13 protein-coding genes and 1 pseudogene are annotated in these 15,625 nt (G+C 67.3%); 9 read left to right on the top strand and 5 right to left on the bottom strand.

The window, feature by feature from the left end; translation table 11 throughout:
- The first annotated feature begins 60 nt into the window (after window positions 1–60).
- The 3 genes and pseudogenes from FHT02_RS12935 to FHT02_RS12925 all read left to right on the top strand — a co-directional run.
- Window positions 61–1,719: a M28 family metallopeptidase gene (locus FHT02_RS12935; protein WP_184088189.1), complete on the top strand. Its 1,659-nt coding sequence runs from the start codon at window positions 61–63 to the stop codon at window positions 1,717–1,719.
- A 104-nt stretch (window positions 1,720–1,823) separates the two neighbouring features.
- Window positions 1,824–3,404: a M20/M25/M40 family metallo-hydrolase gene (locus FHT02_RS12930; RefSeq protein WP_246352386.1), complete on the top strand. Its 1,581-nt coding sequence runs from the start codon at window positions 1,824–1,826 to the stop codon at window positions 3,402–3,404.
- A 149-nt stretch (window positions 3,405–3,553) separates the two neighbouring features.
- Window positions 3,554–4,387: pseudogene (locus FHT02_RS12925) on the top strand (Rossmann-fold NAD(P)-binding domain-containing protein); the annotation flags it as partial.
- Here the strand turns inward: FHT02_RS12925 and FHT02_RS12920 are convergent.
- The 4 genes from FHT02_RS12920 to FHT02_RS12905 form a co-directional block, all read right to left on the bottom strand.
- Window positions 4,300–5,259, bottom strand: coding sequence for a DMT family transporter (locus FHT02_RS12920; protein ID WP_343056942.1), 960 nt, complete (start codon window positions 5,257–5,259; stop codon window positions 4,300–4,302). The pseudogene FHT02_RS12925 and the gene FHT02_RS12920 sit on opposite strands and share 88 nt — an antisense overlap.
- Window positions 5,256–6,263: a threonine aldolase family protein gene (locus FHT02_RS12915; protein WP_184088188.1), complete on the bottom strand. Its 1,008-nt coding sequence runs from the start codon at window positions 6,261–6,263 to the stop codon at window positions 5,256–5,258. Before FHT02_RS12915 ends, FHT02_RS12920 begins: the two co-directional genes overlap by 4 nt.
- Window positions 6,264–6,315: 52 nt before the next feature.
- Entirely contained in the window at window positions 6,316–8,550 is a 2,235-nt protein-coding gene (locus FHT02_RS12910) for a transglycosylase domain-containing protein (RefSeq protein ID WP_246352385.1), read from the bottom strand.
- 82 nt (window positions 8,551–8,632) lie between these two features.
- A complete protein-coding gene (locus FHT02_RS12905) occupies window positions 8,633–9,199 on the bottom strand; it encodes an HNH endonuclease (protein WP_184088285.1) in 567 nt (188 codons plus the stop codon).
- A 100-nt stretch (window positions 9,200–9,299) separates the two neighbouring features.
- Between FHT02_RS12905 and FHT02_RS12900 the strand changes: the two genes are divergently transcribed.
- The 5 genes from FHT02_RS12900 to egtD all read left to right on the top strand — a co-directional run bounded on the left by FHT02_RS12900 (window position 9,300) and on the right by egtD (window position 13,669).
- Complete coding sequence (locus tag FHT02_RS12900) at window positions 9,300–10,274, top strand: glutamyl-Q tRNA(Asp) synthetase (RefSeq protein ID WP_184088187.1); 975 nt, start codon at window positions 9,300–9,302, stop codon at window positions 10,272–10,274.
- A 10-nt stretch (window positions 10,275–10,284) separates the two neighbouring features.
- On the top strand, window positions 10,285–10,515 hold the full coding sequence (locus tag FHT02_RS12895) for a twin transmembrane helix small protein (RefSeq protein WP_184088186.1): 231 nt from the start codon (window positions 10,285–10,287) through the stop codon (window positions 10,513–10,515).
- 201 nt (window positions 10,516–10,716) lie between these two features.
- A complete protein-coding gene (locus tag FHT02_RS12890; protein WP_184088283.1) occupies window positions 10,717–11,274 on the top strand; it encodes a cob(I)yrinic acid a,c-diamide adenosyltransferase in 558 nt (185 codons plus the stop codon).
- 45 nt (window positions 11,275–11,319) lie between these two features.
- On the top strand, window positions 11,320–12,696 hold the full coding sequence (gene egtB, locus FHT02_RS12885) for an ergothioneine biosynthesis protein EgtB (RefSeq protein ID WP_184088185.1): 1,377 nt from the start codon (window positions 11,320–11,322) through the stop codon (window positions 12,694–12,696).
- 1 nt (window position 12,697) lies between these two features.
- On the top strand, window positions 12,698–13,669 hold the full coding sequence (gene egtD, locus FHT02_RS12880) for an L-histidine N(alpha)-methyltransferase (RefSeq protein WP_184088184.1): 972 nt from the start codon (window positions 12,698–12,700) through the stop codon (window positions 13,667–13,669).
- Window positions 13,670–13,672: 3 nt separating this feature from the next.
- Here egtD and FHT02_RS12875 read toward each other — a convergent pair whose 3' ends face one another.
- A complete protein-coding gene (locus tag FHT02_RS12875; RefSeq protein WP_184088182.1) occupies window positions 13,673–14,671 on the bottom strand; it encodes a DUF1176 domain-containing protein in 999 nt (332 codons plus the stop codon).
- A 66-nt stretch (window positions 14,672–14,737) separates the two neighbouring features.
- Between FHT02_RS12875 and FHT02_RS12870 the strand changes: the two genes are divergently transcribed.
- Window positions 14,738–15,607, top strand: coding sequence for a 3-hydroxyacyl-CoA dehydrogenase NAD-binding domain-containing protein (locus FHT02_RS12870; protein ID WP_184088180.1), 870 nt, complete (start codon window positions 14,738–14,740; stop codon window positions 15,605–15,607).
- Window positions 15,608–15,625 lie beyond the last annotated feature (18 nt).

The following is a 15,625-nucleotide window of genomic DNA, read 5'->3' as shown; positions in this document are numbered from 1 at the left end:
GCCTATGGGCGGCACGATGCTACCGATGACCAAGTTTCAGTCTTTCGAGGACTTTCCCGAATGCTTCGACTGTTTGTGCCGCTTACCCTTGCCGTGCTGCCTGTTTCCATCGCCTGCGCGCAGGATCAAACACCGGCACAGAAGAACGCCGTCCTGAACGCAGAGCTGCCCGCCGACCAGGCGGCATTGAAGAGCCATGTGATGTTCCTGGCCTCCGACGCGCTGAAGGGCCGCGAGGCGGGCACCCCGGAATTCGACATCGCCGCCCAATATGTCGCCGCGCAATTCTACGCCGCCGGGCTGAAGCCGATGGGCGATCAGGGATCGTTCCTGCAAAAGGTGCCGCTGGTCAGCTACAAGGCTGCCGACCAGGGCAGCATGATGGTGGCGGGCAAGCGCGGCCAAACGGTCACGCTGACCTTTGGTGACGACTATCTGCCCGGCGCCAACCCGGAGACGCCGACCTTCAACCTTACCGCGCCGGTGGTGTTCGTCGGCTATGGCATCGAAGGGCTGGGCCGCAACGATTACAAGGGCATCAACGCCAAGGGCAAGATCGTCGCCTTCTTCCCCGGCGCGCCGAGCAGCTTCCCCGAAGAGGAAGGCGCGCACTTCTCCAGCGCGTCGAGCAAGGCCGAGATCGCCGCACGCCACGGCGCCGTTGGTTATATCCAGCTCGAATCGACGCTCGGCGGACGGGGAAATTATCCTGTCGCTGCGATGCGCGCCGGTTGGGACCGGCCGCGCGTCACCTGGGGCAACCCCGACGGCACCGGCCACATTCCCGTGCCCGGGGTACCGTCGCTCGGCATCCTGAGCAAGGCGGGCGCGGCCAAGCTGTTTGCCGGTGCGCGCACGCCCTGGACCACGATCGCCAAGCAGGCCGAAAAGGACGGCGCGGTGTTCAAGGCGATCGACCTCCCGGCCAGGCTGACCGTCACGTCCAAGACCGCGCTGACGCCGATCACCAGCTACAATGTCGCGGGCTTCCTGCCCGGCAGCGATCCCACGCTGGCGAAGGAAGTCGTCGTGCTTTCGGGCCACCTCGACCATATCGGCGTGGGCAAGGCGGATGCGGCGGGCGACACGATCAACAACGGCGCGCTGGACGACGCGGTGGGCATCGCCTCGCTGATCGAAGAAGCCAAGCGGTTCAAAGCGGACAACAGCAAGCCGCGCCGTTCGATCCTGTTCCTGGCAGTCACGGCGGAGGAAAAGGGGCTGGTCGGCTCCGATTACTACGCCAATCACCCCACGGTGCCGGGCACGATCGTCGCCGACGTCAATCTCGACATGCCGATCATCACCTACAAGTTCCAGGACATCGTGGTGTACGGCGCCCAGCATTCGACGCTGGGCCCGATCGTGGAGAAGGCAGGCGCGGCGATCGGCGTGACGCTGTCGGAAGATCCGTTGCCCGGTGAATCGATCTTTACCCGCTCCGACCATTATAACTTCGTGAAGAAGGGTGTGCCCTCGGTCTTCCTGTGGCCGGGGGCCGGCGGTCCGGGCCGCGCGGCGATCGATGATTTCATGAAAAATCACTACCACCAGCCTTCCGACCAGATCGGCATCGTCCCGATCAACTGGGAATCGGGCGTGCGCTTCGTCGATGTGAACTATCGCATTGCCCGCGCGATCGCCGATGGCGACCAGCGCCCGCTGTGGAACAAGGGTGATTTCTTCGGCACCTTCTACAACGGTCCCGGCGCCAAGTGACCGTATCCCGCCGTCTCCCCTCCCTGCAAGGGAGGGGCCGGGGGCGGGTGCCGAGCCGCCAAGCTCGGCTTGGCGCGGCGATATGGTTGGGGGCGCTGGCGCTGTTGGCGCTGCTCGCCCCGGTCGCGCAGGCGCAGCAGCTCCCCCCCGATCAAGCTGCGCTCAAGGGACATATCCAGTTCCTCGCAGCGGATAGCCTGCATGGCCGGGAGGCCGGCACGCGGGACTTCGACATCGCCGCCGATTATGTCGCGGCGCAGATGCTCGGCGCGGGGCTGAAGCCGGCGGGCGCGGATGGTGGCTGGTTCCAGCCCGTGCGCCTGGTCGGCTATCGCCCAGACAAGTCGAAGTGGACGCTGACTCGTGCGGGCAAGCCGCTCCCGCTCATCTCCGGCACCGATTTCCTGAACGAGCCCGTGCCCGCCGCTGCCGACTTTGCCGCGCAGGGGGCGATGATGTTCGCCAGCTATGGCATCGTCGATCCGGCAAGCGGGCGCGACGATTACCAGGGCCTGGACGTGCGCGGGAAGATCGTCGCGATCTTCGCGGGCGTGCCCAAGGGCCTGTCGACCGACATCGCCGCGCATTTCGGCAACGACGATCAAAAGGCGCGGCTGGCCCAGGCGCGCGGTGCCAAGGCGGTGCTGATCCTGGAGTCCGCGGCCAGCCGCGCCGACTATGCGTTCGACGCACTGGCACCCTATTGGAGTTACGAACGCTTCGGCTGGGCCGGGGCGGACGGCAAGGCGCACATGATCGCGCCCGGTGCACCGGTGGCCGGCTATGTCAGCCGTGCGGGTGCGGAAAAGTTGTTTGCCGGCTCGCGCCTGCAGTGGCGCGCAGTGATGGCGGCGGAGGAAGCGGGCACGCGGCTGCCCACCGGCCCGCTCGCCGGCACGCTGCGCATCGCGAACACCACGCGCACCCGCATGCTGGACAGCCGCAACGTGATTGGCGTGCTCGAGGGCAGCGATCCTGCGCTCAAGCACCAGTATCTCGTCCTGTCCGCGCATCTCGACCATGTCGGCGTGGGGCAGGCGGTGGACGGCGACACGATCTACAACGGGGCGATGGACAATGCCGCAGGCATCGCCACGATCCTGGAGGTCGCCCGGCGCTTCCAGGCCGATGGCGTGAAGCCACGCCGATCGATCCTGTTCGTGGCGCTGACCGCCGAGGAAAAGGGGCTGGTCGGCTCGAGCTACTTCGCCAACTTCCCGACGGTGCCGCGGCAGGCGTTGGTCGCCGACATCAACCTCGACATGCCGATCCTTACCTATCCGCTCCAGGACCTCGTCGTGCTGGGCGGCGAGCGTTCGACGCTCGGACCCGCGCTTGCGGCTGCCGCGGCGGGCGAGGGGCTGAAGGTCGTGCCCGACCCGTCGCCCGAGGAGATGTTCTTCGTCCGCTCGGACCATTACAGCTTCGTGCAGGCCGGCATCCCGGCGGTCTCGGTGGATACCGGCCCGGGGGGCGAGGGGGCGGCGGCGCAGCGGCTGTTCCTCGACGACGACTATCACCAACCCTCCGACCAGATGAACTTGCCCTTCAACTGGGCCTCGGCAGCCAAGTTCATGCGAGTGAATTACGCCGCCGCCCGGGCGATCGCCGACGCGGACGAACGGCCGCGCTGGAACAAGGGGGACTTTTTCGGGACGCTGTTTGGTGGCGATGGCGCGAAGTAGCCGTCCGATTGCGACATCCAACCAGTTCCCCGGCGCAGGCCGGGGCTCAGCTTCGGCGTATCTGGAGATCGTCGAACACCCTCGCGACATCATGGCAACTGGGCCCCGGCCTTCGCCGTGGAACCGCTCTTGGTTAAGCTGAAACAGACATGCGCCTGCTGATCTTCGGCCCCGGCTACACCGCTTCAAGGTTGATTGCGCGTCTCGCTCCGCGCGGCTGGCGCATCGCGACGGTTACCCGCGACGGCGACTTGCCGCTTGGCGACCGGGACCGGGTCGGGTTCGAAATCGCAAACGCGACACACATTCTTTCTAGCATCCCCCCGGCGGGTGACATCGACCCCGTCCTCCAAGCCTACGGAGCGGACCTCGCGAACGCTTCGGCCTGGCTCGGCTACCTCTCCGCCACTGGCGTCTATGGCGACACTGGCGGCGCCTGGGTGGACGAGCATGCCCCCACCGGCACGGGCCGCCGCGGTGCCCGCGCGGTTGCCGACGCCGGCTGGGCGGCGCTGCCGAATGCCCGCATCTTTCGCCTGCCGGGCATCTATGGCCCGGGCCGTTCGACGCTGGAGCGGGTGGTGCGGGGGGAAGCCAGGCGCATCGACGTGCCCGGCCAGGTCTTTAGCCGCATCCATGCCGACGACATTATCTCGGGCGTGATCGCCGGCTTCGATGGTCCGCCGGGCCCCTACAATCTCGCCGACGACGAACCCGCGCCGCAGAGCGACGTTGTCGCTTATGCCTGCCGGCTGCTTGGGCTGTCGGTACCGCCGCTGGTTCCGCTCGAGAAGGCCAACCTAAGCCCACAGGCACATGCTTTCTACGCCGAGAATCGCCGCGTCGCCAACGGCAAGGCCAAGCGCGTGCTCGGCTGGCGCCCGCGCTACCCCGATTACCGGTTGGGCCTGCGCGCTCTGAGCGCGATCACCAGTCCCGCCATCACCAGCACCGCGCCGCCGCCCGCCAGCAGCGACCAGCGATACCCTTCGAACACCGTCGACAGCAGCATCGCGATCACCGGGATCAGCACACTGGTATAGGCCGCCTTGGCCGGCCCGATGACGCGGATTAGCTGGTAATAGATGCTGAAGCTCAAGGCCGAACCCAGCACGCCCAGATACAGGATGCCGGCGAGATAGCTCCACCGCGTCTCGATCACCGGCGCACCCACCGTGCTCCACGCGAACGCCGCGTCCACCCCTGCGCCGATCAGCATCGCCCAGCCCAGCGCGGTCGACATCGGATAGGCCCTGGCCCAGCGGGTCGCCTGCATGACATTGGCGGTCGAGGCGGCCAACACGCCGAGCGCCGCCGTGCCGATGCCGATCATCGCCGCGCCGGTTCCGGCCGCGCTCAGCCGCGCTTCGTGGATGAACAACAGCGCGACACCCGCCATCGCGACCACCGATCCGGTGATCAGCTGGCGGCCCATCTTCTGGCCGAGGAAAAGGCGGGCGAGAATGGCATTGGGCACCAGCAGCAGCGCATAGACCACCGCCACCACGCCCGAGGTGATGTGCAGCTCGGCGCGATAGACGAAGTTGAAGTTGAGCACGAACTGGGCGACGCCCAGGCATGTGGCAAACAGCACGCCGCTCAAGGGCAGCCGGAGCCCGTCGCCGCGCGCGATCGCCCAGCCGAGCATCACCACGCCCGCGATCACGAACCGGTAACAGACCGACCAGCTGGGCGGCACGACCGCCAGCTGATCGCGGATCACCAGCCAGGTCGATCCCCAGATCAGCGTGACCAGGACGAAGGGGACCAGCACCTCCAGCCGGGCCGAACGCGGCGGCACGGGTTCAACCGGCGGCTCGACAATCGGCTTGGCGTGCAAGAGGATGCGCCTCACGTCAGCTTCGCGATCGCGTCCGCCAGCGGCCGGACCGCCGCTTCCGCCTGATCCCAGCTGGTCACCAGCCGCACTTCGCCTGGCGCCCAGTCATAAAAGTCGAAGCCGAGCGCGCGCAGCCCCGCCGCTTCTTCCGGCGTCGCCTTCAGGAACACTTCGTTCGCCTCAACTGGGTGCACCAGCCGGTGCGCGCCCGCCGCGTCGGCAAGCAGCTGCGCGGCCACGTTGGCGGCTCGGGCGTTTTCGAGCCACAGGTCGCCGTCGAGCATCGCCAGGATCTGCGCCGCCAGATAACGCCCCTTGGACAGCAGCAGCCCGGCGCGCTTGCGTCGGTACAAGGTCACGTCGGCCAGTTCGGGCTTGAAGAAGATCAGCGCTTCGGCGCTCATTCCGCCATTTTTGACGAAGCCGAAGCTGAGCGCGTCGACGCCCGCGCGCCAGGTCACGTCGCCGGGATGGCAGCCGAGATGCGCAACGGCATTGGCGAAGCGCGCCCCGTCCATGTGCAGCCCCAGCTTGCGCTCGCGCGCGACGTCGCCGATGGCCGCTACTTCTTCGGGCGTATAGACCAGCCCATATTCGGTCGCGTTGGTGATTGAGATCGCGTGCGGCTGCACCTGGTGCACGTCGTTGCGGATGTTGCCGAGCACGCCCCGCAGTGCCTCGGGCGTGATCTTGGCGCCCTGGCCCTCGACCAGCATCAGCTTGGCGCCATGGGTGTAGAATTCGGGTGCGCCGCATTCGTCGTTCTGGATATGGGCGTCGCGCGAGCACAGCACCCCGCCATGCGGCGGGCACAAGGCTGCCAGCGCCAGGCAGTTCGCCGCGGTGCCCGACGGCACCCACAGCGCCCGAACCTGCGTGCCGAACAGCTCGGAAAAGCGCCCATCCAGCTGCTTCGACCAGCGATCGCCGTCATAGGCAGTGTCGAGCTGGTTCACCTCCAGCATCGCCTGAAGTACCTGAGGGGAAACCGGGGCGGCATTGTCCGAAAAGAAGCGCATGCTCAGTCCCTTGGGCCCGCGCGCGGTCCGGCGTCAACCGGTCGTGCGCGCGTCAGAAGCCCGGATCGTCTTCCGGCGGCTCCCCTTCGCTTGCTTCCTCGTCCCTGCCACGCCGGCTGTTGCCCCGCCGCAGCGGCGGACCGGCCTCTTCCTCGCCCTCAAAGGGCGCGGCGCGCGGGTCGATCACTTCGGTGTCGATGCCGGCGCCCTCGATCATGTCACCGACGCCGTTCAGCACATCGTCCAGGCTGACGGCATTGTCGCCTTCAACCTCGACCGGCGGAGGCGGCGGCAGCTTCAGGTCCATCGCGCGGACCATGAAGTCGCGCCAGATCCGCGCCGGCAGCCCGCCACCCGACGCGCCCGGGATCGGCGAATTGTCGTCGTTGCCGATCCACACGCCCACTACCAAGTCGCCCGCCCAGCCGACGAACAGCGCGTCGCGCGCGTCCTGCGTCGTGCCGGTCTTGCCGAACGCCGGAATGGGAAGCGCCGCACTGCGCCCGGTGCCGCCTTCCACCACCGTTGCCAGCAGCGAGCGAAGATCCTCCAGCTCGCCGCCCGGAATCCGGCTCGCCCCGCCCAGCCGCTTGGCCAGCCAGTCATCGGCTTCTTCCACCTGATCGAGCCCGCTCGGCCGCACCGGGTAGCTGCCGTTCGCGATCGCTGCATAGGCCGCGGTCAGCTCGAGCAGCGACACGCCCGAAGTGCCCAGCCCGATCGACGCGTCGTTGCCGATCGGGGTGGAAATGCCCAGGTCGCGCGCCGCCCGGGTCACGGCGCGCACGCCCAGTTCGTTGGTCAGCCGCGCCGCGACCACGTTACTCGACTTGGCAAAGGCCTGGCGCAGCGTGATCGGTCCGGCATAGCGTCCGTCGCTGTTCGCTGGCTTCCAGTCGCCGATGGTCACCGGCGTGTCGTCCACCATCGTGTCGGGAGTCATGCCCGAACGCAGCGCGGCCAGGTACACGAACAGCTTGAAGGTCGAACCCGGCTGGCGCCGTGCCTGGGTGGCGCGGTTGAACGGGCTCTGGCCGTAATTGCGCCCGCCGACCATGGCGACGACGCGCCCATCGGGCTTCATCGCGACCATCGCCACCTGGGTGCCGCGCAGCCCGGCGCTCTTCACCACCCGCTCGGCGGTCTGCTGGAGCTTGGCGTCAAGCGTGGTGCGCACTTCCTGCTCGGTCGCCACGCCGCCCGCCCGGTCGCGCGCCTGGGGCAGCACCCAGTCGGCAAAATACGTGCCGTTGGGCAGCTCCTTGCTCTTGCTCACCCGCAGCACTGCCGGGCGCACGCGCCGCCCCTCGGCTTGCGTGAGCAGCCCGGCATCGACCATCGCGCCGACCACCAGCTTCTGCCGTTCGCGCGCGCCCGCCAAATTATCGGTCGGCGCCAATCGCGACGGCGCCTTGACCAGCCCGGCGAGCATCGTCGCTTGGCTCACGGTCATCCGCTCGGGCTCGACGCTGAAATAATGCTGCGACGCGGCGCGCAGCCCGTAGGCATTGTCGCCGAAATACACGTTGGACAAATAGCGCGACAGGATCTCGTCCTTGGTCAGCCACGCCTCCAACCAGAAGGCGATCAGCACTTCCTGGAACTTCCGGGTTGCGGTGCGATCCAGGGTCAGGAAGGCGTTCTTGGCCAGCTGCTGGGTGATCGTGCTGGCGCCCTGCGACCTGCCGCTGGAGGTGGTGTTGTGCCACGCCGCGCGCAGGATGCCGCGCGGATCGACGCCCCAATGGCTGTAGAAGCGCCGATCCTCGATCGCGACGAACGCGTCGCGGACATGCTCGGGCAGCTTGGTCACATCGACAGGATCGCCGATCACCCCGCCGCGCCGCGCGATGGGCGTGCCGTCGCTGGCCAGCAAGGTGATCGACGGTGGCACCGGCGGCTGGAGCGACTTGTTGAGCGGCGCGGTCACCGCCAGCCAGCCCACTGCCACGAAGAACAACAGGATTAGCGCGGCGATGCCCCGGCTGATCCAGCGCAGCACGTTGCGCCGCGGCCGTGGCGGAGCGGGCAGGTTGGTGGAATACGCCTCCGGCTCGGCCGCGCTCCCGTCGGGAAAAGGCGGCAGCGGTGGCGGCGGTGGCGGCGGCGGGCCTGGCCGGTACGGATCGTCAGCTTGGCGGTAGGATGGCGAGGCGCCGCCCAGATCGAGCGGTTCGGGCCGGGGCGCGCTTACCGGCCGCCACGGCCGTGCTTCTCCGATGTCCGCCTCCGCGGCGCGCCGCCGCAGGGGAAATCGCATATCGTCAGAGCCGGAGTCACGCGCCATCCACCATTCCTAGGAGATCGCCGGCCCCGTTTCAAAGGCTTAGCGGCGGAACGTGTGCTAGTATAGTGATACAGCGTAACGCTCAAGCCTCCAGTTCTACGTCCCAGTACAGCCAGTCGCGCCAGGTGTCGTGCAGATGGTGCGGCGGGAAGCGGCGGCCATGTTCCTGCAACTGCCAGCTCGTCGGGCGGATCGGCTGGATGTGGAGCGGCATTGCGGCCTGTTTGGGGGTGCGTCCGCCCTTGCGGAGGTTGCATGGCGCACAGGCCGTGGCGACATTCTCCCAGGTGGTGCGGCCGCCTTGGGCGCGGGGAACGACATGGTCGAAGGTCAGATCGCGCGGGGAGCCGCAATATTGGCAGCAGAACTTGTCGCGCAGGAACAGGTTGAAGCGGGTAAAGGCGGGAAATTGGGAAGGCCGGACATATTGTTTGAGTGCGATCACCGAAGGAAGCTTCAGCGCCGCGGTGGGACTTCGCACCTCCCGCTCGTAATAAGAGACGACGTCGACGCGTTCGAGAAACAATGCCTTGATCGCGGTCTGCCACGGCCACACGCTGAGCGGATAGTAACTGAGCGGCGTGTAGTCGGCGTTCAGCACCAGCGCGGGGCAGCTGTCCGGATGACGGATCAGATCGGGATGGTACATGCAGTCCCTCGCCTGACGTGTTACGTCCCACCATCTTGCCAGGAAGCGTGACGTGGTCATGACAGCACAGCCCGTGAGTGGCGGTCAAGGCCCCCAAATCATGCCCGTACAGACCCGCTTCGCGCCCAGCCCGACCGGTCGACTTCATCTGGGTCACGCCTTTTCGGCGGTCCAGGCACATGATTTCGCCCGCGCGCAGGGTGGCCGCTTCAGCCTGCGTGTGGAGGATATCGACGGCACCCGCAGCCGGCCCGAGCATGTCGAGGGGATCCTGCGCGATCTGGAATGGCTGGGGCTTGAGTGGGACGGCGCGGTGACCTTCCAGTCGCAATGGCTCGACCGGTACGAGGCCGCGCTGGCCCAACTGCGGGACATGGGTCTGCTCTATCCGTGCTTCTGCACCCGCGCCGACATCGCCGCCAGCCTGTCCGCCCCGCATGGACCGGAAGGGGCGGTGTATCCTGGTACATGCCGGGGGGGAGCGGACGCCGACCTGTCGCAACCCCATAGCTGGCGGCTCGATGTGGAGCGTGCCCTCAAGATCCTCCCCGAGCTTGCTCGGGGAGGGGGGCCGTCGCGCAGCGATGGTGAAGGGGCCGGCGCCCCCGCACCGGTTATGCCGGCGCACCCCTTCACCCCCAGCTTCGCTGGCGGTCCTCCTCCCCGGGACGAGTTCGGGGAGGATATTTGGTGGCACGATGCGTTCGCCGGCTGGGTCCGCGCGGACCCGCGCTCGCATGGCGACGTCATTCTCGCGCGCAAGGACGCGCCGGCCAGCTACCACCTGGCGGTCACGCTCGACGACGCTGCCCAAGGCATCACCCATATCGTGCGCGGCAAGGACCTGTTCGAGGCGACCCACGTCCATCGCCTGCTCCAGGCGCTGCTCGATCTCCCCACCCCCGAATACCGTCACCACGGGCTTCTAACCGGCCCCGACGGCCAGCGGCTCGCCAAGCGCCACGGCGCGCCGACGCTGGAGTCGCTCCGCCTCGCGGGCGAGAACGGCCGCGCGCTCGCCGATCGCCTGCGCGCCGGTCTGCTGCCGGTTGGATTCGCCGCGGCAAAGGCGTAGGCTCGCTCGCATGAACCTGTTCCTCGTCCTCCTGCTCGTGGCCGTGATCCTCTCGGTCCTGTTCGTCCTCATTCGAGGATTGGTGAACATGGCCGGCACGACTCAGGCCGACCTGGAAGGCGAGGGGCCGAGCGAGCGCGCTCTGAAGTCCAACAAGCTCATGCAGCAGCGCATCCTGCTCCAGGCGTTGGCGATCGGTCTGATCGCGATCATCCTCCTCTTCGCCTCGGCGGGGAGCTGAACAAGAAATAACTCCCCCAGAGCTTTGCTGGGGGAGGGTGACCGCGCCCGAAGGGCGTGGTGGAGGGGCCGCCGCAAAGACCGCCACCATGCTGCGCATGATCCGCCTCCTCAAGCCCGCTCGGAAAGGTATGAGGCAGTCCCGCTTGCTCAAATCCCGCTTTCCGCGTCTATGCCCGCCAACGCCCTTCGCGAGGAGCCCATGGTCAAGCTCAACAAGATCTACACCCGCACCGGCGACGACGGCACCACCGGCCTGGTCGATGGCTCGCGCATATCAAAGGCCGATCCGCGCATGGTCGCGATCGGCGATGTCGACGAAGCGAACAGTGCGATCGGCGTAGCCCGCGCCGCGCTGGGCGCTGGCGCCTTCGACGATCTGCTCGCCCGCATTCAGAACGACCTGTTCGATCTTGGCGCCGATCTCGCCACCCCGGCGGAGATGGAAGGCGGGCTGCGCACCGTGCAGTCTCAAGTGGACTGGCTGGAGGCGAGCATCGACGGGCTCAACGACCAGCTCGCGCCGCTGACCAGCTTCGTGCTGCCGGCCGGTGATCCCGGCGCGGCGGCGCTGCACCTCGCCCGCGCCATCGCCCGCCGTGCCGAGCGCAGCGCGATCGCCGCCGCGGAGGTAGCGCCGGTGCGCGACGAGGTTCTGCGCTATCTCAATCGCTTGTCCGATCTGCTGTTCGTAGCTGCAAGAGTGGTGAACTTTCGCGGGCGTGGAGACGTTCTCTGGGTACCAGGCGGGTCGCGCTGAACGGCGCGGCTTGACTGCCGGGCATTTGCGAGATAGAAGAACATTATGAGAACGGAGCGCGGTCTGGCCCCGGCTTGTGCGGGACTCTCAGCGCGTTTCGCGCAGGTAAGGGCGTTGTCCGAAGCGTTGGTTGCGCCGCTCTCCGACGCCGATGCGACGATCCAGTCGATGGACGATGCGTCGCCGGCCAAATGGCACCTCGCGCATACCAGCTGGTTCTTCGAAACCTTCGTGTTGCGCGACCATGTGCCTGGCTATCGCATCCATGACGAACGCTTCGCGTTCCTGTTCAACAGCTATTATGAGGCGGAGGGCGCGCGCCACGCCCGGCCGCATCGCGGTCTGTTGTCGCGCCCGTCACTGGACGAGATTCTTGCCTATCGCACTGCGGTGACCAATGCCGTGCTCGCCGCGGTACCGGATCTGCCGCCAGAGGCTGAGGCGCTGGTGGCGCTGGGCTGCCATCATGAGGAGCAGCATCAGGAATTGCTGCTGACCGACATCCTCCACCATTTCTCGGTCAACCCGCTTCAACCGGCGGTGTGGCCCGGCGCGCCCAAGGTCCCCGTCGGCATGCCCGGCCCGATTGGTTGGATCGAAGGCGCCACCGGCGAAGTTTGCATCGGCGCGAACATCGAAACTTCCTCAACTTCACGCGATGTCGATAATCGGGTGAGGACGACAACTTACTCAACTTCACCACAGGCACGAGGTGAAGTTGAACGGGCGCAGACCGCAACTTCGTCAACTTCACTCCCCTTCGCGTTCGATTGCGAAGGGCCGCGCCACCGCGCGCTGCTGCATCCGCATGCACTGGCGGACCGCACCGTCACCAATGGGGAGTGGGCCGCGTTCATCGCCGATGGCGGCTATCGCGATCCGCGCCATTGGCTGTCGGACGGCTGGACCTGGGTTCAGCGGGAGGGCATCGACGCGCCGCTATATTGGCAGCAGCGGGACGGCGTATGGACTCGCTTCGGGCTGGACGGCCGCCGCCCGATCGATCCCGCCGCGCCCGTCACCCATGTGAGCTTTTTCGAGGCGGACGCTTATGCCAGCTGGGCTGGCGCGCGCCTGCCGACCGAATTCGAATGGGAAGCCGCCGCCGCCGCACATGATCCCGCCAGCGGCAATCAACTCGACACCGCCGGCCCGGTCGAGCCACGCCCCTCCATCGGCGGCCCGGCCTTTTTCGGCGATGTCTGGGAATGGACGGGCAGTGCCTTTCGTCCTTATCCCGGCTTCCGCCCACCCGAAGGGGCGGTTGGCGAATATAACGGCAAGTTCATGAGCGGCCAGTTCGTGCTGCGCGGCGGCAGCTGCGCCACCCCGCGCGGGCATGCACGCGCCAGCTACCGCAACTTCTTCTACCCGCATCAGCGCTGGCAGTTCACCGGCGTTCGTCTGGCCAAGGACCTCTGACATGCGCAAGCAGGAGCCGGGCGAGGGCGAAGCCAGCCTGACCGACCCGCATTTCCGCGCCGATGTGCTGACCGGTCTTGCCGCCCGCCCGCGCGCGATCCCCGCGCGCTGGTTCTACGACCGCCGCGGCTCGGAGCTGTTCGAGGCAATCACTCGGCTGCCCGAATATTATCCCACCCGCACTGAAACCGCGCTGCTCGAGCGGATATGCCCGGATCTGGACGTGACGGCGGGCGCGGCCGTGGTCGAGTTCGGGTCGGGCTCCTCGGCCAAGACGCCGATCCTGCTGCGCTGCATCGAACCAGCGGCCTATGTGCCGATCGACATTTCGGGCGATTTCCTCCGGCAGTCGGCGCGGGACCTCGCCGCCGATTTCCCCGGCCTCGCGGTGCTGCCGGTCGAGGCGGATTTCCTCCGCCCGGTGCCGCTGCCCGAACAGGTCGCGGGCATGCCCAAGCTCGGCTTCTTCCCGGGTTCGACCATCGGCAACATGGACGCCTATCAGGCAGTCGACCTGCTCCGCGCGATGCGGGTCTGGCTGGGCGAGGGCGCCAAGCTGCTGATCGGCATGGATCGCGTGAAATCGCCCGACATCCTGGTCCCCGCCTATGACGACGCGCAGGGCGTCACCGCGGCGTTCAACTTGAACCTGCTCGATCGGATCAACCGCGAGCTGGCGGGCAGCATTCCGCTCGACGCCTTCCGGCACCGCGCGATCTGGAACGACGAAGCGTCGCGCATCGAGATGCATCTGGAGGCCACGAGCGACGTGGCGTTCGAAGTGGAAGGGCGTCCCTTTTCCATGACGGCGGGCGAGACCATCCATACCGAAAACAGCCACAAATATGGCGAGCGCGGTGCGCGCCTGATGCTCCGCGCCGGCGGCTGGACACCCGTGCGCGAATGGACCGACCCACAGGGCTGGTTCAGCCTTATCTTGGCCGAGGCGCAGCCGGTTCCGCAGGCGCCTTGAGTATCAACGGAACACCGGCTTCGCCGTCCAGCGGCGCAGCCAATTGGTCGATCCCCGGCATGGGTCCATCGACCGCAGCTCGATCAGCCGAAACCTGCGTCCGTCCCACACATATTCGGCCGATTCGCCGCAATCGCCGATCCCCCGCCCCTTGGCCCGGCTGCTCAGCACGCTGCGCTCGGCCTCCCACCAGCCGTTGGTCAGCATGGGCGCGGTGTCCGACCCTTCGTTGCTATAGTCGAGATCGGCCACTGCAACCGTGCCGCCGCGCACCACGAACGGCACCAGCAGCGTGTTGTACGCGCCGGAAAGGCACGGCAGCAGCGCCAGCGTCGCCCCGCCGCCCAGCGCCGCGGTCGACACTTCCATCGGATCGCTCTCGCCCGCGTCGTCGCACTCGGCCAGCTTCACCATTCGCGCCTTCAGCGCCTTGGTGATCGCGGCCGGCTTGCCCGAGGCACGCAGCGCAGCCACTTGCGGCGCTGCGATCGCGGCCGGCACGCTGGAAGCTGGTTTGGCGCCCTTGGCCACCGCGGCAGTAACCGTGCCGGCACGTCCCTGCTCGGCTTCGATGAAGCGCAGCGCCGCCGCCGACCCGCTGAGCGGCACGGTCATCACGAGCTTGCCCGCATGTTCGATCCGCATCGCGGTGCCATTGGCCATTGCCGCTACGATCCGCGCCGCTTCGGCACCGGTAATGCGGATGCCGCCCTTGGCGGGCGTGTTGCGAACCACTTCCGCTCCGTCGATCTTGACCGCGACCACACCTTTCATCTCGCCGGTTTCGATGGTCACATCAAATCCCGCAGCCGGGCCTGCTTCCCGCGCAACCGACACGTTGAGCGGCCCGTCCTCCGGCCATTCGGCTTCCTCAGGGATCAGCGAGGTCATCTCGCATGCCCGGCTGTTGTCGCACGCCACTTCCCAATCGCCGAACCCCTTCTCCGTGCCGGGGGTGGGGACAGCTTGGGCGGCGGCAAGCAGTAAGGCGTATGTCAGCATAAGCGTGGCCTAGCCGAGTTGCCGCGGCGCGAGTAGGGGCGGCGCGAAGCCAAAGGAGAGCGATGGATGCGTACGGTTGGAGTCATCGGATCGGGGCAGATGGGTGCAGGGATCGCCCAGGTGTCGGCACAGGCAGGCTATACGGTGCTGCTCTCGGACGTCGACCTCGCCCGGGCCGAGGTGGGGAAGGCGGGCATCGCCAAGCAGCTTGCCCGTGCGGTCGACAAGGAAAAGATCACTGCCGCCGACGCGCAGGCCGCGCTTGATCTGATCCAGCCGCTTGGCGATGTGACCGGCATGGCGCCGTGCGACTTGGTCATAGAAGCGGCCACCGAGCGTGAGGCGATCAAGCGCACAATCTTCGAGAGCGTCGGCAAGGTATTGGGACCGGACGCGATCCTCGCCTCCAACACCTCGTCCATTCCCATCACCCGGCTGGCCCAGGCTGCGCCCGATCCCGCGCGCTTCATGGGCGTGCACTTCTTCAACCCCGTGCCAGTGATGGGGCTGATCGAGCTGATCCGCGGCCTTGCCACCGCCGACGCGACCGTGGCCGCAGTGGAGGCGTTCGGGCAGCGGCTGGGCAAGCGCATCGTCCACGCCAATGATGCACCGGGCTTCATCGTCAACCGCGTGCTGATGCCGATGCTCAACGAAGCCTGCTTCGCACTGGGCGAAGGCGTGGCGACGATTCCCGACATTGATGCCGCTTGCCAGCTCGGCCTCAACCACCCGATGGGCCCGTTCACGCTCGCCGACTTCATCGGCCTCGACACCTGCCTGGAGATCACCCGCGTGCTGTTCGAAGGCACCGGCGACCCCAAATTCCGCCCCGCGCCGCTGCTGGTGAAGTACGTCGAAGCCGGTTGGTACGGCCGCAAGACCAAGCGCGGCTTCTACGATTATTCCGGAGCCGAGCCCGTGCCGACCCGCTGATGCTGCGTTTCCGCCCCA

This window comes from Sphingomonas xinjiangensis, from assembly GCF_014199255.1.
Classification (GTDB): Bacteria; Pseudomonadota; Alphaproteobacteria; order Sphingomonadales; family Sphingomonadaceae; genus Sphingomonas; species Sphingomonas xinjiangensis.
Note: the sequence above shows the minus strand (reverse complement) of the source record. Positions and strands in the feature narration are given on the sequence as shown.

What these genes read in the sequence shown, in the direction of transcription:
- FHT02_RS12935 (WP_184088189.1), top strand. Translation starts at nt 61, where the DNA reads ATGCTTCGACTGTTTGTGCCGCTTACCCTTGCCGTGCTGCCTGTTTCC.
- FHT02_RS12915 (WP_184088188.1), bottom strand. Translation starts at nt 6,263, where the DNA reads ATGCGCTTCTTTTCGGACAATGCCGCCCCGGTTTCCCCTCAGGTACTT.
- FHT02_RS12870 (WP_184088180.1), top strand. Translation starts at nt 14,738, where the DNA reads ATGCGTACGGTTGGAGTCATCGGATCGGGGCAGATGGGTGCAGGGATC.
- FHT02_RS12875 (WP_184088182.1), bottom strand. Translation starts at nt 14,671, where the DNA reads ATGCTGACATACGCCTTACTGCTTGCCGCCGCCCAAGCTGTCCCCACC.
- egtD (WP_184088184.1), top strand. Translation starts at nt 12,698, where the DNA reads ATGCGCAAGCAGGAGCCGGGCGAGGGCGAAGCCAGCCTGACCGACCCG.
- FHT02_RS12890 (WP_184088283.1), top strand. Translation starts at nt 10,717, where the DNA reads ATGGTCAAGCTCAACAAGATCTACACCCGCACCGGCGACGACGGCACC.
- FHT02_RS12895 (WP_184088186.1), top strand. Translation starts at nt 10,285, where the DNA reads ATGAACCTGTTCCTCGTCCTCCTGCTCGTGGCCGTGATCCTCTCGGTC.
- egtB (WP_184088185.1), top strand. Translation starts at nt 11,320, where the DNA reads ATGAGAACGGAGCGCGGTCTGGCCCCGGCTTGTGCGGGACTCTCAGCG.
- FHT02_RS12905 (WP_184088285.1), bottom strand. Translation starts at nt 9,199, where the DNA reads ATGTACCATCCCGATCTGATCCGTCATCCGGACAGCTGCCCCGCGCTG.
- FHT02_RS12910 (WP_246352385.1), bottom strand. Translation starts at nt 8,550, where the DNA reads ATGGCGCGTGACTCCGGCTCTGACGATATGCGATTTCCCCTGCGGCGG.
- FHT02_RS12900 (WP_184088187.1), top strand. Translation starts at nt 9,300, where the DNA reads ATGCCCGTACAGACCCGCTTCGCGCCCAGCCCGACCGGTCGACTTCAT.